We start from the raw sequence: 25,621 nt of genomic DNA on the forward strand, positions 1-25,621 counted from the left end.
AAAAAACGTGTTCGATTTTAATTTATCAGCTAAAGCTCTGATGATTCCTCAACAGGGCTCATCGTTCTCCCACAGTATTTTCCCTGAAATCAATTTCATGAAAGATGCAAGATGATTTTAAAGCCTCTCGTTATCCCCATTTTTCTTCCTTCGGTCCCCGAAGCATCAACTCTTTGAGCGCCACTCGGGCGTCTTTGCCTTCAAATAAAATATGATAAACCTGTTCCGTAATTGGCATTTCGACCTGAAACTTCTTACTTAATGCGTAAGCGGATTTGGTCGTCTTGACCCCCTCTGCAACCATCACCATTTCTTTCAAAATGTCATCCAATTTTCTCCCTTTGCCGATCTGTTCGCCAACATAGCGATTTCGGCTGTGCCGACTCATGCAGGTCACGATTAAATCGCCCATGCCCGATAAGCCAGCAAATGTAATCGGATCAGCGCCCATGGCGACACCGAGTCGCACGATCTCCACCAATCCCCGCGGCTGCAAAGCCGCCTTTGTGTTGTCTCCAAAACCAGCCCCATCGCAAATCCCAGCCGCAATGGCAATAATGTTCTTCAATGAACCTCCTAGTTCTACTCCAATGATATCTGCATTGGTGTAGACCCGAAGAAATTCGTTCATGAACACCTGCTGAACCAACTCGGCAGCGCCCATGTTTTTGCTTGCCGATACAATCGCAGTTGGGATTCGCCGGCTGACCTCTTCTGCATGGCTTGGGCCAGAGAGCGTCACAATGTTGTTTGGGTTGGCCCATTGGATGGTCTGTTGAAGCACTTCAGACATTCGCATCAGTGTCTCATTCTCGATCCCCTTGGCAACATTGATCAAGATCGGGGACTTCTCAAATTGGATCTGGTTCAATTTCTCGCCAATCGAACGGACAACATGCGATGGTACCGCGACTACGATGAGATCCGCATCAGAGGATGCTCGCTGAAAATCATTCATGACCTGGATGGAATGCGGAAGAGTGATACCGGGCAGAAACTCTTTCGCATCCCGAGTTTTATCGAGTCGCTCGGCAGCGTCGGGCCGAAATTCCCAGAGCCTTACCCGGTGGCCATTATAATCGAGCACGAGTGAGAGCGCGATACCCCAACTCCCTGCGCCCAAAACCGCAATATTCATTTTCCGGTTCAAATTACCTCTCCAATCACATAGCATTTTTCATTCAGTTTGCCCAAGGTTTCCACTGCCCCATCCACATAATTTTTATCAACGATAAAAATAAATCCGATTCCCAAATTGAACACTCGGCGCATTTCTTGCTCGGAAATCTGTCCGATGTGCTGAATCAAGTGAAAAATTTCTAAGCGCGGCCAGCTCTCCCAGTCGATCCTCAGCGCAAGTTGAGGAGGCAAAATGCGGTTCGTGTTGCCCTCAATGCCCCCACCAGTAATGTGAGACATGCCATGCAAAAACGGCTGATCTTTCAGAGCTAAAATTGCAACTTGATAACTTCGATGGATTCGGAGCAGCTCTTGCCCCAGGGTCGTTGTCAATTCTTCAATATAATCGTCGATTTTAAATTGGTTCAATTCAAAAAAAATTTTTCGCACCAAAGAATAGCCATTGGTATGCAGCCCATTGGATGGAAGCCCAATCAGAATATCACCCCGCTGAATTTTCGAACCATCGATAATTTCTTCCGCATCGACGATGCCCACCATAGTGCCCGAAATATCATACTCCCCCGATCGGTAAAAGCCAGGCATTTCGGCAGTCTCCCCTCCGATCAGTGCACAACCAGCATTGCGACAACCGCGCGCCATTCCTGTGACGATCTGCTCTACGACATCAACCGAAAGCTGCGATATAGCCAGATAATCCAAGAAGAACAGTGGCGTGGCGCCTGAAGTCATAATATCATTGACGCAATGATTGACCAGATCTTCCCCCACTGTATCATGGATCCCAGCCATGAATGCGATTTTCAGCTTTGTTCCCACCCCGTCGACGCTGGACACTAGCACCGGCTGCTTCATCCCATGGCAATTCAAGCGATAAAACGCGCCAAACAGACCAATTTCTCGGATCACGTTCTCATTGAAAGTCGTTTTGGCTAATCTGCCAATTCGTTTAACACTTTCATCACCAGCGTCGATATCAACTCCTGCCGCTTTATAGGTCAATCCCGACTTCATTCAATTTCCCTTGTTTTCTCAGTTGTATCAATTCCAAATATTTTGGCAGATATTTTTTTCTCAATCGTGCGAAAAAATCGATCACGATCTTGTCCCGATAATCTGGATATGTCCATTCGTTGATAATGAATTTATTGCGTCGATAACGAAGATGGACATCGCCATAAATGCCCTTCCCCAGATAGATGCGATGATCGAAATTTTTAGTGGTTGCCAGCACCACTTTTGCCTCTGCCAAGTATCCAGGGTCGATGTTTACTCGGCGTTTGTTCTCAATGGAAAATTGCTGCTCAATGGTGTTGGTTTGTAATTTTATTTCTGGTAAAAGCTCTGGTCGGATCAATTGTTCGAATCCAATCAGCCGCTTTTTGAGATTTAACCCCATCTCTTTTGCATAATATTGGGTATAATTGAACTCATATTCTGCAGAAAGCGTATCAACCGGGCCAAATTTGCCTTCGAGTAGTGCTTTTACTTTATCATATAACTCTCTATTGGCAAAAGTGATGGCACAAAACAGTTTGACATCAACTGCAATTTTGGGTTGCCCCATTGCTCAATATCCAATTGATTGAAATGAAATGCTATTATACCTCTTTCAGGTATTTCCATCCATGGCCGATTTAACAGCCATGAATCTTTTCTGTGGAATAACTGTTCTCTGTTAAGAACACATCACTTCAATAAGACGTGACATCCAACACAGTTCAGTGCGCTCCGAATTTGCTTCGATCGATTCGATTTGAAAAGGCCTTCATAATTTAGAAATAAATTGTTAAATGTCAAGGAAAAAAAATCTCGCGTGCTGATCGGCAGTTGAGTTGGAACTGTAATTGAGTGATGATTGTGACTAAAAACCGTGAAATTTCTCTTGACTTTATCTGAAATATTTTTATATTATCTGCTGCATTGCCGGGGTGGTGAAATTGGTAGACGCACAGGACTCAAAATCCTGCGGGCTTCGGTCCATGCGGGTTCGATTCCCGCCCCCGGCACGATCAAACCAACTGTTACCAACACAGTTGGTTTTTTTCTTTCCATTTTTCTCCTGCGCTCGATGACGCGATTCATTATGTCATCGGTATCGATTATTTAGATTTAATCCGATCAACCAGGCAGCATGGTTGATCAAGGCAGTTCAAATTTTGTTCCCCACAAAAGGAACAGCCCGAGCCATTTTTTCCCAATGACTTTGCTCGGGCAGCTATTCACTCCTTCAAACGTTGCTTTTATCGCCCTGTCGATTCATTCATCCTGCTTCGCCGATGGAACATTCTGAACAATTTACCGGAAAAAAATCATTCTGCAGAACGGCAAAAGGCAAGTCCTTGCGAGAACTCGAACCTTAGCAGGGATGAAGCGGTCTTCGTTCTCAAACGGCTTCTGCTATTCCTCGCTGTACTCGCAATGACTGAAGTCTTCTTTTGCAGAAATCGAAAGGAATGTCGAAGGGAACTAAGCACCGATTTTCATAATGATCGTGTAAAGCCAAATAATGAGGCCGACCAATAGCCAACAGATCACGAACCCCCAAATGTCCTGCTTGGTGGGCTTCCAAAATTCCCAATTGGTACCAGGAAATAATTTGTTCTTTTCCACCAATTCGGGATGCTCAATAGCTTCCTTAACGCGTCTGGCATCTTCAGTTTGATCAGCATGCGCGGGCGTGTGAATACAGGCATAGAATTCGCGCAGAACTTTTTCAGAATTTGGCTTGGTGATCAGGCTGACCAGAATCAAAATAATAAACGGAAAAATGATATCAAAGATATTGGAAAGGGTGGCTAATTGCGCTTTTGTCAGATGCGTGAGATCAAATCCCATCATCGAGATCAGATATAATTGCACCCGAAAGATGCCTCTCCCCTCTAATGGCGAATTCGGATCATCGGGGTTCTTCCGGGCCACCGTCTCAAAATAGATACCAGTGGGCGGATATACTTTTCGTTGTTCAATGAGTTGACCTTCGAAGCTGGCGCGACCAGCTTTTACATCCTCAGCCGTAGCTGGGGCTTGAATAACCTCTTCGCGACCAACCGTTTGAATGGTCAGTTTCGGGTTTTCCCGATTGTTATTAATCGATGGAACGAGATTGGGCACAACAACGGTTAGCATGATGGAAAGGAGCATTTGAACGACAACGGCCTTGGTGGTTAAGCGACGCCAGAAATAGACCAGCCAGAGCGCTGGACCAATAATCGTTCCAATCGAGAGCACATATTTAAATACGACAAAAATGTCGTCCACCATCTTCGCGAAATAAATTGTTGAAAACATCACCACAAAGATCACCAATCGGCCCACAATGATCTGCAATTTCTCGCTGGCTTGTGGAACCAATGGAAGAAAAATATTTTTAGTGAATGCGGCTGACCATTCCAAGCTGTTTGCGCTAATTGTCGACATGTTAGCGGCCATAATGGCTGCGATCATCAGTCCCACGAAACCAGCGCCTAACAGATTTTTGGTCATATGTCCCCAAATGTTGGTCGGATCGGACAACTGACCCTGGTACAACCCGACGGCGATCAGCCCAGTCAATGCCCATCCGATCATGGTGAATCGTTTGATCAACGCCCCGGTTACCATGCCCATTCGGGCAGAAAAATCATCCTTGGGCGAACCACCGTAGGTGAAATTTCGGGGAGGCAAGATGATCAAATTGAGTGTCGCAAAGGTCACCACGAAATACCAGGTATATTCACTGGTGGCGGCTGAACCGAAAATCTCGAACATATAGGCCGGGACCTTTTGATGCAGTCCTGTGAACCCTCCTAACTTGCTCAAACCGATCGGTAGCAGCATGAACGATAGCACCAAAATCAATAAACTTTGAATCACATCATTTAAGACAGCGGCGAACAACCCTCCCAGCATGGTGTAGGAAGCCACAATCCCAGCATATAAGAAATAAAACAGATTCAGGTTTAGATATGAGATGTACGCATGGAGTTCCCCTCGCTTCTGTTTCTCTACCAGTACGTCAAGCCGTTCTTGTTCGGCTGTGGACAATTGTTCGTAACTCTGCTTTTCTTGGAGTCGTTGTAATTCATAAAATTCATCGACACTCCGGCGTTCTGCGGCGGTATATTCTGTCTCAGGTTTAACCATCATGGCCTGCATGGTCTTTCCTGTGAGCAAATATCCGATGGAGCCTCCATAGATGGCATTGAGCAGAATATAGGTCGCGAATAGCCCTGCCAGGAATTTGCTTTCGAACCGATGCAAATAAATGTCTCCTGGACCAACATATCGGGCGCGGCGTTGCAAGATGGAGACGAACCAATAAAAAGGAGTGAACAACAGCGGCAAATTTTGAAACCACATACCAGAGAGCCCTTGACGATAGATTTCGCGTGCCACTCCTGCGGCCTGATCGGCGCTGGTAATGGTGCCGAAATGCATGGCTGTCGTTAAAAATTTACCGAAGCTGCGGCCGCCTTGATAGAAATCCTTGGTGTTCTTCACGCGCCGGCGCGTCCAAGTTCCGATAAAAATCATCATCGAAAAATAAGCGATAATCAGAATCCAGTCCCACAAGTGAAGCCCTAAAAGATACATCCTCATCTCCTCATTTGAGTTGTTCAAAATTTGCCATTGCGATTTGGTGAATTGATGTTTTCTGAATTGGTTTATTGAAAATTTGTCATTCCTGCGAATGCAGGAATCTCATCATAAAACGAAACTTGATTCCAGCAACAAGCTTCGTTAGCCATGTGATCCATGCTCTCGAACGAAGCCGATGGCTTCGCAGTGCAAAAATTCAACTCGAATGGTTCATATTGCAACAGAAAATTTCCAGGAGATTTCCGAAACACAAATGATAATTGATTTTTTTTCCAATTCAACGCCCAGTATTGAACGGAAATATCGAGGAAAAGCGTTTGGACAGCGGCTTGCACCATTCGACGTCACAAGAATTGGCCGCTCATCAAAAATCTATTGCATTTCCAGAAGAAAAATATTATCTTTGCCGAATGTTTTCAGAGCATGACATACAGAAAGGATTACGTGTCGCCATCTGGGAAGGCTGCTTTGCCACCGTGCATATTACGCTAACGACTGGCGCGTTTCTCACGGGCTTTGCGCTCATGCTGGGCGTGAACGACTTTCAAGTTGCGCTGTTGACCGCAATCCCTTTGTTGACTCAGGTACTCCAGATTTTTTCCGTTCATGTCATAGAACGGGTTGGTCGGCGCAAGCTCATCTCCGGAGTATTTTCCCTGTTTGGCCGTACCCTTTGGGCTCTCGTGGTGCTTTTGCCGTTTCTTGTCCAACGAAAATCCCAATCCGTTGGGATTTTTCTGGTCATCTTCACGATCATCAGCATGGCGATGAGCTTTTCCGGAGCTCCATGGCTATCCTGGATGGCCGATCTGGTTCCCGCAAAGATCCGTGGCCGCTATTTTGGACAGCGCAATATGATTCTTGGCATCATTACGATGGCCACAAGTATCCTTGCTGGGAGAATTCTCGACCATTATAAGAGCCTCAATCAGTTGCCCATTGGCTTTCTGATCGTCGAGCTGTTTGCCGTTTTCTGCGCGATCATCGCCTTTGGATTTTTGCTACGGCAACCAGAGCCGCCCTATCAGCGAACCCCTTCTTATAGTTTTCTCAACATGCTCAAACAGCCTTTTCAAACAGAAAAGTTCAAAAAGCTATTAACTTTTTACCTGTTTTATATCTTTGCGGTCGGGCTTGCCATCGGATATTTTCCTGTATATTTGCTTAAGACTCTGCGCTGGAGCTTTTCGACCATTGCCCTGCTATCGATTGGTACCTCATTGGTGTCTTTAGTTGCCCAGCCACTTTGGGGTGTACTCATGGACCGCGTCGGCCACAAACCCGTGATCAAAATCACCGCGCTCGGATTGATCCCAGTCCCCATTCTTTATCTCATCGCGACTCCAGACCACTCCTTTCCAATCTGGCTCGATATCTGTTTCACTGGCGTTTTCTGGTCAGGCTTTAATTTGGTCATGTTTAATATGGTTTTTCATACCTTGCCCCAGCATGGCCGACTTGGCTTTCTGGCAGTAAATTCGGCTTTAGTGGGAGTGACAAACTTCATTGCCATGATCTTTGGCGGATGGCTGGCACAGCACTTCGCGTCTTTTCAATTTCATTTCTTGGGGCAAATCTGGATTAATTATCATTTCCTGTTTGGATTGACCCTGATCCTGCGCATCGCCGCCATCCCTTTGATCGATAAGCTTGAAGAACCAGAGGCTAAATCAGTGAGCCGTATGCTGCGCTGGCTATTTTTGATGATCAATCGCCATCTCGGCTTGGAGCAAATTGCTTGGTTATTCAACCGGAGCAACGGAAAATCTGGTTCGTGACTCAGCGATTTCAATAAAACTTGCCTTTCAAGCCAGCAAACTTTTCCTCAAGCAAAAATTGTATCCCAGCAATATCGAGACTGAGTCATTGTGAGATCAACTTGAGTCTCAAATCGTAACTTAGTGAATCACTCGCTCTTTTTCAGCCAGAATGGCGCTGTGCTGAACCAGATCACCGTGCCCAAAAGCATTAAGCTTAAATGGAACCGAAAACTGATCGCAGCCAGAAATACCAATAGCGAGGGAAATAGCGTAAGAGCTAAGCCGATAAATGAGAGAATTATAAGGATCGTCTTCAAATCGAAATACTCCAATCTATGTTTTGAACCTGGGCAGTGCCTTTATTAGATCAATCTTTTTCAGTTGAATTTAAATTAATTTCAAAATTCGAGGATATTGCATGATCTTGCTGAAAAACACGTAAAGCAGCGCAGCTACAAACCATCCTGGGAGTCCCAAAAAGAAAACCTCAATATGATGCTGCAAATTCAAATAGAGGCAAAAGGCCAGGCACAAACCCCAGCTTACCGCCGCTGCGTAATTAAACGGTTTATCAAATGTCTCCGCAAAATTGGATCGCATTCCCAGGCGTGGAAGAATATAAAAATCCATCATAATTACAGCGCCCATCGGCATCAGCAAAAGACCATAGAGTGCCACAAAATTGAGCAGCTTCATCACGAGCGCTGGAAAACAAGCCGCCAATGTCGTAATTCCACCTACCAGCAATGTCACTTTCCAGCGTTTCCACTTTGGCCGAATCCCCTGCAACGCTAAACCAGCCCGGTAGATTGTTGGATTGGCCGTGGTCCAGCCAGCGATAATGACGCAAATAACCCCAGCAATTCCTGCGGCGCGATAGGCAATTGGTCCTGGCGCAAATTCAGTGCTGTAATTAGATTCCATTAGAAATAGCGCGTATAAAATCCCAGCCGCAATCCATGCAACGAAATGTCCCACATACATGCCAGCCGCTGACGAAAAGCCATGATACCATTTTTTGGCATATCGCAGGATTGAAAGATCGGCCATACCGATGTGCATCGCCATGTTGCAGAACCAGGCGAAAAACATGATATGCCAGAAACTGAACTGAGATTGCCCAGCAATCGGCCGACCAGTCCAAATTCTCGCTTTGGCAACGCTCCAAAAATCGGAAACCGATTTCACCCCCAGATCTGGCAAAACTGCGACCGCACCTGCAATAAATACCAGGATCATCCACGGGGCTGCGATATTAGCAACCCGGGAGACATAATCATATCCGAAAGCTGCCACGATGGCGGTGATTGCACCCACACAAAGGACAGCAATAATCCAACCAGGGCTATTGGGCAGCCAATCATTGAGCGAGGGCATTGCCAAATTGAACGGGATACCGACCGCGGTCGCTGAAACAGCGATCATCGCCCCAGCAAGAAAACAGAACATGATTCCGTTGACCAAATTATAAATCGCGGTCAAACGACTTCCACAGATTTTCTCCAAAAAATAATACAGGGTCAGCCGTGCTCGTGTGGCGATCGGCGCACATAGAAACGCCCAGCTTAGCACGGCGAGAAGATTTCCCACCAGCAGTCCCAAAATCAGGTCACGAGCTCCGATCCCATGCGCCACAAATAATGGACCGATGACGAATTCGGTACCCGCTGTATGCTCACCAGCGTACATGCCAATGAAGCTGCCCCAGCCTTTCCATTTCTCAGGCGGAACCGGTGTTCGCTCATATTCGATAACAGCATCTAATTGCTGCACAAATTTTTGTTGTGCCATGATCGCTCCTTTGATTCATCACTCGAACCAGAACTCCAACTATCTCGAATCATTTATCACTATCAGACAAAGGCTAAGGATTCTCATCTCAATAACCAAGATGATTTTCGTGCCTCTATTTTCCATTCGAAGTTCATTTCTTCCAGGGATAGACGAAATAATATTTCCCAGAGCCAACCGTAATACAAATTCCCAGTCCATTTTCAAGGACATTTTCAACCCCCTTAGCCTGAGCGATCGGTTTACCAGATTCGGTTATCTCTCTTGAATCAATGGGTGGTAAGATGACCGTAGCAGTCGTGTTCGCTGGAATAGTGATCTCTAAGTGGACTTTTCCGTCGATAATTTTCCATGAAGTGTTGATCTCGCCATACATGGAATGATGATAGGCGGAGGCCTGAGTGAGCCCGCCACCTGGCTGGGGACGGATGACGATGTGTTTATAGCCAGGATGCTCGGGATCGATTTCAATGCCCCCGACGACACGATACAACCAGTCGCCAATTGCGCCATAAGCATAGTGGTTGAAGGAATTCATACCAGGATCCTGGAAAGATCCATCGGGCTTGATGCCATCCCACCGTTCCCAGATGGTTGTAGCCCCTTTGGTAATAGGATAGAGCCATGAAGGATATTCTTTACGGTTGAGCAGCAAATAGGCTAAATCCAAATAACCATGGTCGCTGAGCACCTGATTGATCAGGTTCGCCCCAACGAATCCAGTCGTAATGTGCTGGAAGTGCTGGACATCTTCTGCCAGTCGCTGAGCCGCACTGGCTTTCATTGGTTCGGGGAGCAAATCAAAGGCAAGTGCTAATGAATATGCAGTCTGAGTGTTGGAAACTAATCGGCCATTTGGGGTGACATACTCAGCCAAAAAGGCGCGTTTGATATTGGTTAGCAGATCGGCATAAAACTGCGCATCTTCCTTTTTGCCTAAAATTGCAGCGACGCGCTGCAAAATATCCGTCGAGTGAGCAAAATAGGCTGTAGCGATCAGGTCCTTATCCGTAGTCGCCCCTGGATAATCCGACCGAGTCGTTGCAAAAGCCAGCCAATCACCAAAATGATTCCCCTGTTTCCATAAAAAGGATTCGCCAGCTTGATTTTTCATGTAATCCACCCAAGCTTTCATGCTGGGATATTGCTGCTCCAGGATACGCCGGTCTCCATAGCAGAGGTAAACGGTCCATGGGATAATGACCGCAGCATCGGCCCAGGCGCTTGAACCACCGGGCCGATTCCATGGCCAGATGGGATTTTCCGCATCGTTGTCCGGATTCAGGTCCCAGGATTTTGCACCAGGCGCTCGCAAGACATCTGGAATTACATGCGGTACCACACCATCGTAGTATTGATCCTCAGAGAGGTCCTTGAGCCATTTCGTATAAAAGCGAGCCGCCTCCATATTAAAACAGGCGGTACGAGAAAATACTTGTGCATCCCCAGTCCACCCCATTCGCTCATCGCGTTGCGGACAGTCTGTAGGCACATCGAGGAAGTTACCCTTTTGACCCCATTGGATATTGTGCTGCAACTGATTGATCATCGGATCACTGCAGCTAAAATCGCCAACTGGGTCCATATCGGAATGGATCACAATACCAATCATGTTGCTCAAGTTCGGTTCTCCGGGCCAACCTTCAACTGCCACATACCGAAAGCCATGAAACGTGAAATGGGGCTCGAAAATTTCTGTTCCTCCGCCTTTTAAAATGTACTGATCGCGTTGTTTGGCGCTACGAAGATTGTCCGTGTAAAGATTTCCCTCTTTGTCGAGAACCTCAGCATGGCGCAAAGTGATTGTGGTTCCAGAAGGCCCTGCGACTTGAATTCTAACCCAACCCACCATGTTTTGCCCCATGTCAAAGATCGTTTCCCTTTTGGGGCTTTTGAGGATGGCAATCGGCTTGATCTCCTGAATACGGCGCACCGGAGGTCCATAAGCAGCGACGAGCTTGTTTTGATAACGATCTATTAACCGCACTAATTTCCAATTGCTATCATCAAAGCCAGGCCGATTCCAGCCTGGAATCTCAAGTCGTGCGTCATAAATTTCGCCATTGTAGATATCCGATTCAAGGATAGGGCCGGTGCTTGCCTTCCAGGTGCCATCGGTGCCAAAAATCTCGGTAGTTCCGTCTTGGTACGTTACATGAATCTGAAGCAAGAAGCCCAATTTTTCCCCATAGTAATTCCGAAATGGTTTCCAACTCAAAAAACCGCGGTACCATCCATCCCCTAAAATCGCACCAATGGCATTTGGACCAACAGTTAAATTGGTTGTGATATCGAACGTTTGATATTGGAGGCGACGGTGGTAGCTGGTCCAACCAGGAGTAAAAACCTGATCTCCAATTTTTTGGCCATTGACATAAAGTTCATATAAACCCAACGCTGTCGCATAAGCTCGGGCCGATTTAACTTTTTTGGGAATAAGGAATTCCTTGCGCAAAAACGGGCACGGCTGAGAGCGGCTAATATCTTCTTCAATATCTGGTTGAATCCAAGAGGCTTGCCAATCGCTTGCATTGAGCAGCCCCATTTCCCACCAACCAATTTCGCTCCATTCACTGGCGCTACCCTTTTGGTCCCAAATGCGCACCTGCCAAAAGATCCGCTGAGAGGACTGCAAAGCAGGTCCATGATATTCGACATGAATCGATTGATCGCTCAATACTTTGCCTGTATCCCAGAGCAAGTCTTTCCCTCGCTTTAAATCGTCTGCTGTGTATGCCGCACGAATTTGATAAGCAGATTGCTTGGCAGATCGCTCGGAGGAAAGCACTTCCCAGCTCAATCTCGGAGTGACGATATCAATACCGAGGGGATTTCGTTGGTATTCCACTCGAAGGTTCGTGACACGAATTCCAGATTGTTTTGTAGCATTCAAACCAATAGGTAGAAAAAAAATTAAGAGCATAGTAAAGCAGCTAAGAACAGGAATAAGGGTTTTGACTGTTGAGTTCAAATGGCTCATGCCTGGCTCCTATTTTGTATTTGCGTCGCAAAATTGATTTAATTTTTAATGTGTGGAGGCTATCGCATTTGCGTGCTGGCATCAATTAATTTTTGCCCCTCATAGATGAAAAAGAATCTTGCAACTTAATAATTGACACTCTTAGGTTCTTGACTTGCTCACTAAAGAGAAATCCGTTGCTATTTTTCTAATTTATGATGCAACCAAATTTCTACTATTTCTACTATTTTAAGTTTTGCTTTAAACATGAATGATAATATATGAAATATAAGAGCGCTTTTAAATAAATTTAATTTGAAACATCAATCAAATTGATTGAATGAGAATATGTGAAAACATCCATATGATCATCTCTTGGTGAGTCGCTCCAACTTGCGAGTTCAGAGATGAAGATTGAATTTGTGTACAATATAGAAATAAAATTAATCAAACAAGCTTTATTAAAAAGCAAACCATTTCCTTAATTCGATCATTTTATCGAAGTGCTCTCGAATATGATAAAATTCATTTGTTGTGGGAGAATAGCGATAGTCCTTTTTCCATCGATTGATGTTTTTCCCAATTGTGCGAATCGCATCGGCAATTTGATAGATCTCGTCGCTCGTCATGGTTGGGTGCAGCGATAGCCTTACCCATCCTGGCTTAGCCGAGAGATCACCTGCGTCAATTTTGTTTGTTATTTGTCGTGAAGTATTTTGATCAATATTTAAGAGGTAATGACCATAAGTCCCAGCGCATGAACATCCACCCCTGACTTGGATACCAAATCGATCGTTTAAGAGCTTGACGACGAGATTATAATGGATGTTATCAAAATAAAACGAGATGATTCCGAGCCGCTGTTCAATATGCCCAGCCAAAATTTTGAGCCCAGGAATGCTTTTTAACTCATCAAATGCAATACGAAGCAATTCTTGTTCTTGGCGCTGGATATTAGCAATCCTCATTTTATCCTTTAGTTGAATTGCCAGCGCTGCTCGAATAGCTTGAAGGAAGCCTGGCGTTCCCCCATCTTCTCGCAGCTCAATTTCATCGAAAAAGCGATAGCCCCCCCAAGGATTGGTCCATTTCACGGTGCCGCCACCAGGCTGATCGGGCGATTTCAGTGTGTATAATTTTGAGTCGAAGACCAGAACTCCTGAGCTACCAGGGCCACCTAAAAATTTATGGGGGGAAAAATAGATCGCATCCAATTTCGCTTCGGGATCATCTGGGTGCATATTGATTTCAACATAAGGCGCCGAGGCGGCAAAATCAACAAAACAATAACCACCATGCTGATGCATAATTTTCGCCAGTTGATGATATGGAGTTTCGATTCCTGTAACATTTGAACACGCGGTAAAAGCACCAATTTTGGTCCGGCGATGTTTATATTTCTCCAATTGATAATTTAATTGTTCAGGATCTACCAGGCCTTGTTGATTGGGTTGCAAAACCACCACATCCGCTAGCGATTCCAGCCACGTGGTATGGTTGGAATGATGTTCCATATGCGTCACAAAAACAATCGGCCGCACTTCCTCGGGAAGCTTAATGTATCCGCGCAATTGCTCTGGCACGCGCAGTCCTAAGATGCGCTGCAATTTCAGCACTGCTGAGGTCATCCCAAACCCAGTGAACATTAACACATCTTGCTCTGCAGCGTTGACGTGCTGTTTAATGATTTGCTGAGCATAATGGTAGCTCTGCGTCATCGTTGTGCCAGTCACGCTGGTTTCGGTATGGGTATTCCCGACGAAAGGACCAAATAAATTGGCCATCTTTTGTTCGATGGGCCCATATAATCTCCCACTGGCGATCCAATCCGCATAGATTAATTTCTTTGGACCGTAAGGCGTTTCAAATTCGATATTCTGGCCAATGATATTTTCTCGGAAAAAATCAAAATATTTTTCTAGATCGTTTGGTATTATTTCCGTGATCACGACTGTTTTATCCTTAATGAATTCCCAATCTCTTTTCATCTTTGAGCTTTTTGGCTCTGGAGGAATCGATACTTGCTTTCAATTTTTGTTCGCGCTGTTCCAATTCAGCGATAATTTTCGTAAAGACCCTCTCCCATCGCTTTTCATCTTTCGAATAAAATGTCACCGTCTTTAAGAATTGCTCCCGGCTCACACCGTAATGATTCAAGACACTGTCGACGAAAGCATCACGATGGGTCGGTTCAATAATATCGGCGTAGACAACGACATCACAATAGACCTGGACAAATAATTTTTCATTTAGCGGTTTTACATTTGGTTGGCGTTTGCAAGAAAGAAAGATCAAAACAAAAAATAGAGACAATAATAAGGTGATTAATGAAGGCAACCAGTTTTTTTGCTTCATTTTTTAGCTCATCTTGCTCAGAATAGCATCGTATCCAAAAATTCCCTTTACCGAAGTTTCTTTGCCGGTGAATATAATAAAATTTTTTTTGATTATCAACCTTAAAAATGATTTATTTTGCAATTCATAAATTTTTCCTTGACAATTTTGAAACGAATTATTATATTTAGCAGCGAAAAAATTCACGATTTTATTAAGGAAAAAATGATCATGAAAATTTCTCAGCCAAATCCCATCATTCAAGCTGTTTCCGCTTCTTTTGAGGGATACGTATGCTTATACGATGAGGAATTTTCACCATGATCATCTAATTCAAATAGCTTTGTCAATAGATCAAGACCGTGAAATTCCTCACGGTCTTTTTTTTTGCCAAAACGAAAGGATAAAGCTATGCATGCGATAGAGACACGAGCTGCAACGAAATATTTTTATGAAAATCCGGACAATGGTTCGATCAAAAAGTTTCGAGGGATCGGATTACGCAAGAAAAAGAAACGGGTTGCCGCCGTCGATAGCATTACATTTCATGTAAAGCGAGGTGAAATTTTTGGCATCATCGGACCGAATGGTTCTGGCAAATCAACGTTGATTCGGATGCTCTCCACACTCGTTTTACCTGATAGCGGTGAACTGAAAGTATTCGGATTAGATGTAGTCAAGCAATCCATGCAGGTTCGTCGCAAAATCAATCGTGTTTCAGTGGACGCGGCATTTTTTAAACGCTTATCTGCATGGGAAAACCTTGCCTATGCTGCGCGGCTCTATGGTCTTAACCCCAAAAGGGCCAAAAAACAGGCTATGGATATTCTCGAGAGCATGAATTTCCCGATCAGCAAAATGGATCAATCTCTTGAGGAACTATCCCGAGGCATGCAACAGAAGGTCGCGATCGCTCGCGCTTTATTCACTTCTCCGGTGCTGTTGCTTTTGGATGAGCCTACCACCGGGCTTGATCCAGTTTCAAAGCGACAAGTGCAGCAATACATCCTTGAAATTCGCAATCAGCATGATACGACTGTGTTGTTGACTTCTCATGACCTGGATGAAGTCGAGCGCATTTGCGATCGGATTGCGATCATCGATAAAGGAAAATTCGTCGTCTGTGATACTCTTGAAAATTTGAAGCGCCAATTTTCAAATAATGGGCATCCCAAATCGCTCGAGGAAATTTTCACTGAAGTAACTGGAAAAAATCTAGCGCTAGATGAAGAAGAATAAAAGCTTTGCACCAAAGCGATTTGGTCGAACATATCAAATTTTGAATCCACTTTGCTGGATTATCCAATATTAACCTTGGGCGTTGGCTTTAATTTCATTGTAACTTCAGAAGCGCTTCCTTTGCATTGAGCGAGACGTGCCTGTGGGTACTTGCTTAATATTTGGGACAATTAACTACCTTCAACAAAAGGAGCGTATTATGAATAGAATTGCACAGGAATTAAATGCATCTTTTGCATTTGTCATTAGGAATTTTCATTTGCTCCGTCGTTACATCGGCTGGGAAAGTGTATTTTTGATTTATACGATCGTCAATACTATCACAATCGGACTTATTGGTTGGGGAGATCCTGAGAAAATTCTATACTTGATCATTGGATCGTTGCTCTGGGGATTTTTATCTGTCCTGTTTCATGACGTCGCAGAAGCAGTTGCCTGGGAACGATGGGAAGGGACCATTGAATATACCTTTATGGCCCCGATCTATCGGTTCACCTATTTGATTGGGCAATGCACCTTCGCTGTGGTATATGCGATCTTGCGATCGGCGATTATCTTGGTGCTTGTTGGGATTTTCTTCAACATTAGCTTTTCTAGAGCGAATTTAACTGCATCGTTAATTATTATCATTATCTCAAGCTTCTCTTTCTTGGGAATGGGGTTGATCGCAGCAATTCTGCCTTTGCTTTCCCCAGAGAAAGGCGCGCAGGCAGCCCATATTTTTCAGGCAGTGATCCTACTGGTCTCTGGCGTCTACTACGATGTTTCGGTGCTACCCTCTTGGCTGAGACCGCTCTCGGCAATTTCGCCAGGCACTTATACTTTGCGCGCCATTCGCCGTGCATTATTGGAAAATGCTTCAATCCGAGATTTGGCTGGAGATATTGCTATCTTACTCATCACTGGCGCTATGTTAATTCCTGCGGGACTCTGGATCTTTAATCGTGCGGAAATCTATGCCAAGAAACACGGCAAGCTGAAACGAAGTGGTTAACATATATTCCTTTTTCTCCCTTCAAAAATTGATGTCTTGGGAGTAGCGAAACTTCTGCTTATGAATTGAAATGATCCAAGATCGCGCAGCAACCAATTTTGGGTTTGTTGACCTCCTGACCCAAAAAAACAGTTTGCAATTTCATGGCATTTTTATTATATTGAATTCCTCAGCCAATAAATCGAAAATTGTGATATGGGTGCGACCAAAATTCAACGTTGAATTTAAGATCACATTAGCGAATTCCTTACAAATCTTAATGCTTAAAATTGTAGAATCGCTTAAATTTCTCTTGACATACCTGAAAATATCAATCGACTTCAATGATTGTACAACAAGCTTGCGATTGAAAAGTGACGGCTCTTTCATTGCCGATTGGAATCTGCTTGGCTGTATTATCTGCCTCTGAAAAAGGAAATCCAAATTATGGAACGAAGCTTACTACAGCAAGTGCTGAAGGAGAGAGAACAAAAAATTAAGCTGATCACCCCAGCAAGCAAGGGCAATATCCCAGTAGTTGCAGTGTCTGGCGCATCTTTGGCTGAGGCGTGGGAAAACGCCATGATCGGACTATATGCTTATGGCTGCGAAATCCGCACCCAGTACGATGCGAAAGATAAGCATGGCAATTACCTCGATCCGCCAAGCAAAGATTGCACCATGCTGATTTCGATTGAGCAACCCACGACAGAACCGATGATCCATTTGGGCGGTATTCCTGGCGGATTCGAAGACCTGGAGGAATACGTCCAAGAGGTACGTGACGGAATCAAGGATCATTGGATCCGCGACCCATTGAATCCGAAGGATACGCGTTGGCAATATACTTATCATGGTCGTCTGTTCAATTATGAGGTCCCCCTCAGTGAATACGATCGCTTCCTTTGCAGTCTGCCCGAAGAACAAAAGCGCACATTCTATGAGCATGAAACCGCTCATTTTTTATTGGACCATAATTATGTCAGAGTGATCGAAAAAGATATCCAGGGAAAAAAGCAATCCTTCGTCCGCATCAATCAAATTGAATATGTCATCGAGAAGTTAATGGCGCAGCCGTTCACCCGTCAAGCTCAGGCTATCACCTGGCAACCATATATGGATACCGACATTTATGATCCCGCTTGTCTGCAAAGCATGTGGTTTCGCATTTTGAATGATGAGGTTGGTCAGCCCACGTTAAATATGAACGTCCGATTTCGCAGCCGGGATGCATACGATGCATCATTTATGAATTGCTTTGCTTTCATCCACATCATGGAATATGTCGCAAATGAAGTCGGCAAACGCATTGGTCAATCGATTCGGATTGGGCGTTATGTAGATGAATCCGACTCGTTTCACATTTATGGCAAACGTTTGGCCGATTTTGAAAATCGCTTTCTGCGTAATCTGATCGAGCGAGATTTTTCGCAGCGCACCTTTTTTAGGAGGGATGCAGAACCGTTTTTTGAGGAACGGAGGAAAAAATTGCATGAGCAACTCGCATAATGGATGCTTGAGTTATCATAATAATGAAATTTGCCTTCGCCTCAAAATTGACCTTTCGTCAATCGATACGAACAACTAATGTCCCGATATTGATGCGCTCCAAGGTCATTGATTGGATTAAAAAATTTGGTTCGTTCATTCATCAAAAAAGCTAAATAATCACCCGCCATTTCGGTGCTCAAACATGGGAGAGCAAATATTGAAAGTTATCAGGATCAGCGCTATTATTTTGATGAGTCTCGGATGTCTCGGTTTTCTATGTAAACAGCAAAAACCCGGCACCAAAGAGGCACGGGGGCTATGGGTCTCACGGATGGAATGGGCGATACCGGTGCCAGGTGATCGCATGGCTGCTCAACAGCAAAAAATCATTGAAATTTTCAATACCGCTCAGCGCGCTGGGTGTAATTTCATCCTGTTTCAAATACGGGGCAATGGGGATGCCTTCTATCGATCAAAATTTGAGCCTTGGTCCGATATGCTCACTGGAATTTTGGGCCAATCCCCTGGTTGGGATCCCTTGGCGTTCGCTATTCAACAAGCCCATCAGCGAGGATTAGAATTACATGTTTGGTTCAACACTTTTTCTGCCTGGCGGGGGACTACGCCTCCTCCCCGTACAGCTCCACTTCATGTTTATTTGGCCCATCCAGAATGGATCGTTTGCGATGCCAATGGCGTACCAATGTCCCTTAACTCTGGCTATATCTATGTAAGCCCTGGCATCCCAGCCGTTCGGGAATACGTCTATCAGGTTGCAATGGATATCGTTGAAAAATATGATATCGATGGCTTTCATTTCGATTATATACGCTATCCAGAGGGAGCCAACACGAAAGGTTACTCGCACGATGCCATTAGCTTGCAACAATTTTCCTCCCTCTCAAGTAACCCAAACCAGCTTAATTGGGATGATTGGCAACGCGAAAATATCAATCAATTTCTCCGCCAATTTTATTTTGATGCGACACGCCGAAAGCCGTGGTTGAAAATTTCAGCCGCCGTGATCGGAAAATATGATTACAGCGAGTGGAATGGATATCATGTAGTCTATCAGGACGCCAAGCAATGGCTTGCCGAGGGGATCGTTGATTTTATTGTCCCCATGGTTTACTGGCAGACCAATCATCCCACTGCACCCTATCGCAACACAGTTCAGCATTGGTTCAATATGATCCATGATCGCTATATTTTCCCAGGGATGATGATCAATCGCATTGGAGAACCTGATTGGCCAGTCAGCGAAATCATCGATCAAATCGCCATTAATCGTCATGGCACAAATGGAATGGTCTTCTTCAGCTATCAAGGATTAGCTAAGGTGGCCGGCAATTTGGAATTTCGGGGATTTGATTTCTTGGCAAATTTACCGCCCATGCCATGGAAGGATGATAAGCCAGCCATGGATCCGCGAAATCTCAGGGCCCATCTGCTCTCATCGGGCAATGTCCTGCTGATCTGGAATCAACCCGACAGTTCAATCGAGCCAACGGATGTCCAACGCTATAATGTGTTTCGTTCAGAATTAAGTCCTGTCGATTTCTTTAATGCCGAAAATCTCATCCACATAACCGCTCATGCCGACACTTTCTTTATCGATCGAACGGTTCAGCCAGGTCATCGCTATCACTATGTGGTTACAGCCTTAGATCGAGTCAACAATGAGAGCCCACCATCCAATCAAGTGACAATTTTCATCCCTCGCTTGGCGATGACGGATAGCAACCAATCGATCATCGCTCGCTCTGAGACTATTTTTTTTTCAATAACAGGTAGTTTGTAATATATTGAAATCCAGTAAGCCTGTATTCGATCGTTTTATCGATAAGTCCAATTTCGGGAGGTATGGAATGAAACTGATAAAAACAAGCTTGCTATTGAGCCTTATCCTCATCATGTCCTGTGGAGGGAAACAACCGATGTTAAAAACGGTGAACGATCTGATTCAAGCGATGGAGCCGCACACGCGGGTGATCATCCTTGGCGACCCTGATGGGGCGCTTTTGGCTGTTACCCCAGAATATGGGGCGAAAGTCATTGCTATGGCAGTCGATGGGACTCGCGGCAAGAATCTTCTCTGGCCGAACCCTAAGATCTGGACTAAGGAATTTTGGTCTGGTCCTAAGTTGGATTGGAATTTAGGAGGCGCCCGGACTTGGATCGCCCCTGAGGCCGATTTTTATCTGGATAGAGACAAAAATTGGTTCGTACCTGAAGCAATGGATCCGGGGCATTATCAATTGGATCGGCAGGAGCCAAAGCTGGTCCAATGCTCCAATGAGTTCCATGTGAGCAATAACAAAGATCAACATTTCCACCTAAAAATCGTTCGAACGATTGAGCTATTAGATCAACGGCCAAATTTCGTCAGCGCGAATTTGCAATATGTTGGCCTCAAATTTACCCATGAGTTGATCAATCTGGCGAAGCAAACCATTGGCAAGGATCTAGATGATGTTAGTCTTTGGAGCCTGATCCAATTGGATACCGCTGGAACGATGATCATTCCCATTAAACACGACTCGGCCCATCAGAACATCATCGTTCGCGATTACGGTCCAACGAATTTCAACACCGTTCCCCCAGATCGGATAACCATCGCCGATGATTATATCTCAGTTAAAATCGATGGGAAATTCCGTTGCAAGCTGGGCTTTGCGCCCTGGGCGGCACGAAATGGCATCGCTTATCTCTCTTATCAGAAAAACAGCGATCAGGGCATCCTCTTTTTAAAACAGTTTGACGTCGATCCTCATGGCATCTATCTCGATCATCCCTGGGAGAAACCTTATGATTATGGGGATGCGATTCAAATGTATAACGACGATGGCCGGTTTGGGGGATTCTGTGAGATCGAATGTCATGCCCCAGCTAAACTTTTAGCCCCGAATGAAAAGCTCTCTCACACTGTGATTTTTTCGATCATCGTCGGACCGCTGGAAAATTTGAAACAAGTTGCAGCAGACCAATTAAAGATAAATATGGATCAAGTTGTCCTATATTGAAAGTGGCACCATCAAAATTACGCGCGATTTGGTCGTGCCAAACTCGATCCGTTTTGGGGATGTAATGTAGACTTCTGCAAAATGAATAATTTTATCAGAATGATTCGAGCTTTCATCAATTGACCCGAGAGGAATTTCCGTCTGCGATCGGAGTTCCAAGAATGGTGGCTGGAGCGGATCTGGCAGTGAAAAATTTTGGAACAATACCGCTAAATGCAGTTTTGCAGCCCGCCATTCGTTTAGCTCGAAATGGCATCCCAGTCAGCCCGAAACTAAATGGAATGATTGCGGAAAACTACGAGAAGATCTCAAAATTCCCTGCAAGAGCTTCGATCTACCTTGCCGATGAATTGCCTTCGGAAGTGGGTGCGATTTTAAAAAATGAACAAATAGCCTACACATTGGACCTTTTAGCCGAACAAGGACGTGGAGTATTTTATCAAGGTTAGATTGCAGAACGAATTGTTTCGCCCGTTTAAGAACAAGGAGGCATTCTCGAACTCGATGGTTTAAGAAAATACGAGACGAAATTCCGAAAAGCCGCGATCGGGAAATATTGAGGCTATTAGATCATCTCTGCATCTCCAGTGACCGGTGGTGGAACTCACCTGATCGAATTGCTGAACATAAAGGATCAACTCGAGCAACTTGTATTTGGATTAAGAGGATGAAGGAAGTAATGATCATGAAATTTTCCGTCAGATTTCGATTCCCATGCATTCTTCTGGCCATATCAATATCATTTCTGAGTTGTCAAAAGAAAAGGAACATTGATCAAATGTTAGCTGAGTTCTTCGATAAAAAAAGTGTGACAATCGTAGTGACCGACTCTGGGCTCGGCGGATTGTCTGTCGCTGCCAATCTTGCGGCGCGGTTGCCTGAAAGCGGGATTTTCCAGCGCGTCAAGATTGTCTTCTTCAATTCGCTATTTCATGAACGCAGTGGCTATAATAGCCTCAAGACCGAGGCGGAGCGAATTCAAATTTTCAATCAGGCACTCGAGGCAATGTCAAAAAAATACCATCCCGATTTACTGCTAATCGCCTGCAATACCCTTTCAGTAATCTATCAAAAGACGCCCTTTTATCAAAAATCAAAATTTCCTATCATTGGGATTGTTGAGACAGGTGTCGATTTGATCGCTCAAGAATTTGATCGCAATCCCGAGGCGAATGTGATTATTTTTGCCACTCGGACCACGATCGAATCCAACGCTCATAAAAATGCATTGATCCACCGAGGCTATGCAGAAGATCGAATTGTTGGTCAGGCCTGTCATAAATTAGCTGGCGCCATCGAGCGAGGTTATGATAGCGAAGAAACCAACGATTACATTCGCAGATACGTCGGCGAGGCCCTTACAAAACTAAACGACCCTCATCGGCCGCTGTTCGCCAGCCTCAATTGCACCCATTTCGGCTATTCGATCCAGCAGTTCAAAGACGCTTTTGCGAAAGCCGGATATGCTGAAATTAAGATCATCGATCCAAATCCGAGGATGGCTGACTTTCTCTTTCAGCCCCGCTACCTCCATCGCTATCCCCAGACCTTTGTGGACATCGAAGTCGTTTCCAAAACCAAAATTACCCCAGAGGAAATTAATTCTTTGGCTAAATTATTGCAGCAAGTCTCCCCTGCCACAACTCAGGCATTTTCCAACTATCGGTATGATCCCGAACTATTCATTGCGCATTTCGATACAACGACAATCGAACAATGATGTCTCACGACGCTGAAGCGAATAATGGCTCTAGGCGCTTTTAGCGTCAGAAATTAAATTCGTTGCATAAACAGATGAAGATAAAACTGGGGCATTTCTGCGAATGCAGGAATCTCTTGCCAAATGGGTTATGAGATTGATTAAGCTTGCGGGAATGCATCGCCATGGGAAATAATCTATTTATTGCATTTCGCTGCAAGAGCTAACATTGTATAAAAAGCACATAAATCCCATAATGATTCCCAATCATACCACAAAGGCTCTTATTCAGCAATGCGGTTGTGCTGATAAAATCCAATTTTGACAATTGGGAATAATGATTGATTTTGAGGGAACGAGGATGAGACTTAGGACTCTCCAAATAGTGAAGATTTTTCAGCAGTTTTTCTATGTCCTATTATTGATTTTCATGCCCGTGCTTCCAACAACTGGTCAAATTCCAGCCAGTGGATTGGTGGCAACCCCTGATTCTCACGCCACAAAAATTGCTTACGACATTTTAAATCAAGGTGGAAACGCCATCGATGCTGCGGTTGCCGCCATGTATGCTTTATCAGTGGTGCAACCTTATGCGGCTGGTCCAGGTGCTGGCGGCCTGATGCTGATCTGGTCAGCAAAACATCAGAAACCCTACTTCATAGATTTCCGTGAACAATCACCCCAAAATGTTGATCCATCCATTTTCTATCAAGATAGTTTATCATTTAAAATTTATACAGAATATGGTTATCAATCTATCTGTACCCCTGGCATGGTTGCAGGAGCCGCTAAGGCTTTGGATCTGTTAGGCACCATGACCACGAAAGATGTCCTTCAGCCCGCATTCGCTCTTGCATCCGAAGGATTTGCAGTTTCCGAAGCATTGGTCAATATTTCAACCGAAAATTATCGAATCATTGAATCGAACCGGACCACCTCTGCCCTGTTCTTCCCCGACTGGTTTCCGCTGCCGAAAAGCCAAAAGCAGACTCGCCCTGACCTCGCGCTTACCCTCAAGCTGCTTGCCACTCAAGGCCCGCACATCTTTTATCAAGGTGAAATTGCGAACGAAATAATTGATGAAATTATTCGAAATAATGGGCTGCTTCAACTTAGCGATTTTTCGAACTATGAAGCCAAGCTCAGAACCCCAGTTCAGGCCGAATATAAAAATTATTTGATCGTCTCCTCTCCCCCGCCAAGCTCTGGCGGAATCGCGCTCATCGAGTTGCTGAAGATCTTGGAGCAAGTGGAAATCTCTAAGCATTCTCTAAATTCTGGCCCATATATCCATTTGTTTGTTGAAGCGATGAAACAAGTATTTGACGATCGAGAAAACTACATGATCGAGGCTTCGCAATTCGACGGCTTCAATTCTCAATTGCTGTTATCTAAACAACACATTCAAGGCTCCATCAGCCAGATCGATACCGCTAGTGCCAGTGTAGTAATTCATCCCATCGACACAGAAGATGCACGAGAGTCCAGCAACGGGTCTCATATTTCCGTCTTGGATAAATTTGGCAACGCAGTGGCGGTTTCCATCACTTTAAATGGATATTTCGGTTCTGCGGTTACAATTCCCAAATATGGCATTCTATTAAATAACGCCATGTCCAGTTTCTCATCGCAGCCTGGGGAAAACAATTCTATTGCACCTGGAAAACGGCCTCAGACCTCTTTAACTCCGACGATCATTCTTAAAAATAATCAACCATATTTAATTTTGGGAGGCAACGGCGCGGAACGGATTATCTCCACATTAGCCCAGATCATTATAAATATCATTGAGTTCAAATTATCACTCAATGATGCGATTCTCTCTCCCCGATTTCACTACAACCAATATGAAGATAAAATTGAAATGGAAACCCGCATCGATGCCGAAGTAATCGATTACCTCAAAAAATTGGGGCACAAAATCAATCTCAAAACAGATTATGATGACTATTTCTGCAACGCCCAGGTCATACTATTTGACCCAACTGGCCAGAAAATCGCGGGTAGTGATGTGAGGCAGAAGGGGATGGTTTATGTGAAGTAGCATAAATGAGATAAAGATGGTATCATGTTTTATAGATTAATCATTAATCTTACGAGCTAAAGTAACAATTTCAACCTTCATGGGATATGAACCTCCCCTTTAAATTTAAAGGAGCCCATATTACTTGAACTCACGATAGCAATAATACCAGCTCTGTTGTCAAAAGGCTTGATCCATGCAAGAAAAACTTGGTAGAAAAAATCCAGTTGCATTCAATTGACCCTTATTCGTTTATTTTTTATGGCTGCACCAAATAAAATGCAGTTTTTGACTCAAACTTAAGATTGAAAATCAATTCATCGCGTTGAGCTATGCAATCAGTGAAAAAATGATAAGCTAATAAGTTTCAAAATTATGATTGTTCTTAGAGCTACTGAGGTTTTCTGTAAACCAGATAACCTTGCCAATTTATCTGCATTATAATTGATTCAAAATCTCCTTAATCTGCTTCATGCCAGGCTGGTATTGCAATAAAAAAATGGACAGTTAGTTAAGTTAGGCTGCTTTTTTTAAAACGGTATATTCGGCTGGTGTTTGATACCCCAACGCCGAATGCAGCCGTTGCCGATTATAAAATACTTCAAGAT

At 44.4% G+C, this 25,621-nt stretch carries 18 protein-coding genes and 1 tRNA gene; 10 read left to right on the forward strand and 9 right to left on the reverse strand.

The genetic code is table 11. The features are described 5' to 3' along the window. Nucleotides 1-130: 130 nt before the first annotated feature. The 3 genes from ONB37_14850 to ONB37_14860 are packed head-to-tail and all read right to left on the reverse strand — an operon-like array spanning nt 131 to nt 2,707. The gene (locus ONB37_14850; protein MDZ7401432.1) at nt 131-1,138 is read right to left on the reverse strand and encodes an NAD(P)H-dependent glycerol-3-phosphate dehydrogenase; all 1,008 of its coding nucleotides are present in this window, start codon (nt 1,136-1,138) and stop codon (nt 131-133) included. An 8-nt stretch (nt 1,139-1,146) separates the two neighbouring features. Then, nucleotides 1,147-2,154 carry a phosphoribosylformylglycinamidine cyclo-ligase gene (gene purM / locus ONB37_14855; GenBank protein MDZ7401433.1) on the reverse strand — a complete coding sequence of 336 codons (1,008 nt, stop codon included), beginning with the start codon at nt 2,152-2,154 and terminating at the stop codon, nt 1,147-1,149. Next, a complete protein-coding gene (locus ONB37_14860) occupies nt 2,132-2,707 on the reverse strand; it encodes a DUF4416 family protein (GenBank protein MDZ7401434.1) in 576 nt (191 codons plus the stop codon). The genes purM and ONB37_14860 overlap by 23 nt, the downstream gene beginning before the upstream one ends. A 358-nt stretch (nt 2,708-3,065) precedes the next feature. Here ONB37_14860 and ONB37_14865 point away from each other — a divergent pair. Next, nucleotides 3,066-3,149: transfer RNA gene (locus tag ONB37_14865), tRNA-Leu, on the forward strand. A 460-nt stretch (nt 3,150-3,609) separates the two neighbouring features. Here ONB37_14865 and ONB37_14870 read toward each other — a convergent pair. Continuing rightward, nucleotides 3,610-5,715 carry a sodium:solute symporter family protein gene (locus tag ONB37_14870; protein ID MDZ7401435.1) on the reverse strand — a complete coding sequence of 702 codons (2,106 nt, stop codon included), beginning with the start codon at nt 5,713-5,715 and terminating at the stop codon, nt 3,610-3,612. Nucleotides 5,716-6,038: 323 nt separating this feature from the next. Here ONB37_14870 and ONB37_14875 point away from each other — a divergent pair, with 323 nt between their 5' ends. Then, complete coding sequence (locus ONB37_14875) at nt 6,039-7,499, forward strand: MFS transporter (protein MDZ7401436.1); 1,461 nt, start codon at nt 6,039-6,041, stop codon at nt 7,497-7,499. Between the two features lie 128 nt (nt 7,500-7,627). Here the strand turns inward: ONB37_14875 and ONB37_14880 are convergent, their stop codons facing one another. The 5 genes from ONB37_14880 to ONB37_14900 all read right to left on the reverse strand — a co-directional run bounded on the left by ONB37_14880 (nt 7,628) and on the right by ONB37_14900 (nt 14,586). Then, nucleotides 7,628-7,798, reverse strand: coding sequence for a hypothetical protein (locus ONB37_14880; protein MDZ7401437.1), 171 nt, complete (start codon nt 7,796-7,798; stop codon nt 7,628-7,630). 70 nt (nt 7,799-7,868) lie between these two features. Then, on the reverse strand, nt 7,869-9,272 hold the full coding sequence (locus tag ONB37_14885) for a hypothetical protein (protein MDZ7401438.1): 1,404 nt from the start codon (nt 9,270-9,272) through the stop codon (nt 7,869-7,871). Nucleotides 9,273-9,405: 133 nt separating this feature from the next. Further along, on the reverse strand, nt 9,406-12,195 hold the full coding sequence (locus ONB37_14890; protein MDZ7401439.1) for a glycoside hydrolase family 78 protein: 2,790 nt from the start codon (nt 12,193-12,195) through the stop codon (nt 9,406-9,408). Nucleotides 12,196-12,692: 497 nt separating this feature from the next. Continuing rightward, nucleotides 12,693-14,219, reverse strand: a complete 1,527-nt coding sequence (locus tag ONB37_14895; GenBank protein ID MDZ7401440.1) for an aminotransferase class V-fold PLP-dependent enzyme — start codon at nt 14,217-14,219, stop codon at nt 12,693-12,695. Then, nucleotides 14,194-14,586, reverse strand: a complete 393-nt coding sequence (locus tag ONB37_14900) for a DUF4296 domain-containing protein (GenBank protein ID MDZ7401441.1) — start codon at nt 14,584-14,586, stop codon at nt 14,194-14,196. The genes ONB37_14895 and ONB37_14900 overlap by 26 nt, the downstream gene beginning before the upstream one ends. Nucleotides 14,587-14,976: 390 nt before the next feature. Between ONB37_14900 and ONB37_14905 the strand changes: the two genes are divergently transcribed. From ONB37_14905 to ggt, 8 genes are all read left to right on the forward strand, one after another. Further along, nucleotides 14,977-15,804, forward strand: a complete 828-nt coding sequence (locus tag ONB37_14905; GenBank protein ID MDZ7401442.1) for an ABC transporter ATP-binding protein — start codon at nt 14,977-14,979, stop codon at nt 15,802-15,804. Nucleotides 15,805-16,003: 199 nt separating this feature from the next. After that, nucleotides 16,004-16,798, forward strand: a complete 795-nt coding sequence (locus tag ONB37_14910) for an ABC transporter permease (GenBank protein ID MDZ7401443.1) — start codon at nt 16,004-16,006, stop codon at nt 16,796-16,798. A 426-nt stretch (nt 16,799-17,224) separates the two neighbouring features. Further along, a complete protein-coding gene (locus ONB37_14915; protein ID MDZ7401444.1) occupies nt 17,225-18,286 on the forward strand; it encodes a thymidylate synthase in 1,062 nt (353 codons plus the stop codon). 199 nt (nt 18,287-18,485) lie between these two features. Then, a complete protein-coding gene (locus ONB37_14920) occupies nt 18,486-20,069 on the forward strand; it encodes a family 10 glycosylhydrolase (GenBank protein MDZ7401445.1) in 1,584 nt (527 codons plus the stop codon). A gap of 67 nt (nt 20,070-20,136) precedes the next feature. Continuing rightward, the gene (locus tag ONB37_14925; protein MDZ7401446.1) at nt 20,137-21,291 is read left to right on the forward strand and encodes a hypothetical protein; all 1,155 of its coding nucleotides are present in this window, start codon (nt 20,137-20,139) and stop codon (nt 21,289-21,291) included. 119 nt (nt 21,292-21,410) lie between these two features. Continuing rightward, on the forward strand, nt 21,411-21,740 hold the full coding sequence (locus ONB37_14930; GenBank protein ID MDZ7401447.1) for a gamma-glutamyltransferase: 330 nt from the start codon (nt 21,411-21,413) through the stop codon (nt 21,738-21,740). Nucleotides 21,741-22,069: 329 nt separating this feature from the next. Next, nucleotides 22,070-23,011, forward strand: coding sequence for an aspartate/glutamate racemase family protein (locus ONB37_14935; protein MDZ7401448.1), 942 nt, complete (start codon nt 22,070-22,072; stop codon nt 23,009-23,011). A gap of 340 nt (nt 23,012-23,351) precedes the next feature. Continuing rightward, nucleotides 23,352-25,034 (forward strand): gamma-glutamyltransferase, encoded by a 1,683-nt coding sequence (ggt, locus tag ONB37_14940; GenBank protein ID MDZ7401449.1) that lies wholly within the window; start codon nt 23,352-23,354, stop codon nt 25,032-25,034. The last annotated feature ends 587 nt before the right edge of the window (nt 25,035-25,621 follow it).

The organism is candidate division KSB1 bacterium (assembly GCA_034506395.1).
Lineage (GTDB): Bacteria > Zhuqueibacterota > Zhuqueibacteria > Thermofontimicrobiales > Thermofontimicrobiaceae > Thermofontimicrobium.